The 1,224-nt window shown below is 75.5% G+C and carries 1 protein-coding gene; it reads right to left on the bottom strand.

Features of this window, described 5'->3' with window-relative positions:
- On the bottom strand, window positions 1–1,224 hold a 1,224-nt coding region (locus O3Q52_RS53250), incomplete at both ends, for an EAL domain-containing protein (protein ID WP_269655569.1).

The raw sequence follows: 1,224 nt of genomic DNA, 5'->3' as shown, positions 1-1,224 counted from the left end.
GCCCCCGAGCCCCGGCGGATCTCGTGGTCCGGCAGGCCCGCGCGGCCGAGCACCCAGCTGGCCCCCCGGAGGGACTTCGCGGCCTGCTGGAGGGGCGCCAGAGACGCGGCGGCCTCGCGGTGGTCGGTGACGCTGCCGGGGGCGCACAGCACGGTGGCGAGGGACAGCGTGACGGCGAGCCCGCCCGCCGACCAGGGTGTGTCGAGCACCGACGTGGCCAGTGGATCGAGCCACTCCGGATCCGCCAGGACCAGGAAGTCGTCACCGCCGATGTGCCCCACGCGTGTGGCCCCGGACGCGGCCGCCTGCAGCGCCCGCCCCACCGCCCGGATCAGCTCGTCGCCGGCGGCGAACCCCGCACCGTCGTTGACCCGCTTGAAGCCGTCGACGTCCAGCCAACTGAGCGTGAACACCCGCCCGTCGGCGATCCACCGGTCCACCTCACCGGTGATCGCGTCCGAACCGGGCAGCCGCGTCAGCGGATTGAGCGCGGCGGCCTCCTCGACACGGCTCTCCGCCAGCGCCCGTACGAGATCCGCCAGTCGTACGACCCCCACGCACCGCCCGAGCCGGTCGACGACCGCGACATCGTCCGACGTACGGTCCCGTGCCCCGTCCGCCACCACGTCGAGAACCTCCCACGCGGTCGCGTCGACCCCGACCGTGCGCGGCGGATCGCCCAGCCTCGCGGCGGGCCGGTCGGCGTACAGCGCGTGCCCGTAGCGCCCGGACAGCGACAGCAGGAACCGCGACCGGTGCACGGACCGCACGGGCACCCCGGCGGCGTCCACGAGCACCACCCCGGAGACGTCCGGCGACCGGGTCAGCAGCGCCCGCACCTGCCCCGCGGACGCCCCGGCGGGCAGCAGCGCGGCAGGCCGTACGAACTGTCGTACGGGCGGCCCGTAGGGCGGCGTCGCCGCGGCCACGGGGGAGAGAGCCGGAACGTACACATCCGCCGCGGGCCGCCTCGCCGGAGGCGCGAACAGCTCGCCCTGGGCCAGCTGCGCGCCCGCGGACACCGCCGCCGCGCACTGCGACTCGGTCTCCACGCCCTCGACGGACAGCAGCGCCCCCAGCTGCTCGCACAGCGTGCGCATCGCCCGCACCCCCGCCGGCCCCGACAGCAGGGACGCGTCCAACTTCATTAGATCGGGCGCCAGATCCGCGAGCACCCGCAGGGGTATGTCACCGTCGCCGATGACGTCCGCGCAGATCCGGAAG

The sequence above is a fragment of the Streptomyces sp. ActVer genome, from assembly GCF_027270795.1.
Lineage (GTDB): Bacteria > Actinomycetota > Actinomycetes > Streptomycetales > Streptomycetaceae > Streptomyces > Streptomyces umbrinus_A.
Note: the sequence above shows the minus strand (reverse complement) of the source record. Positions and strands in the feature narration are given on the sequence as shown.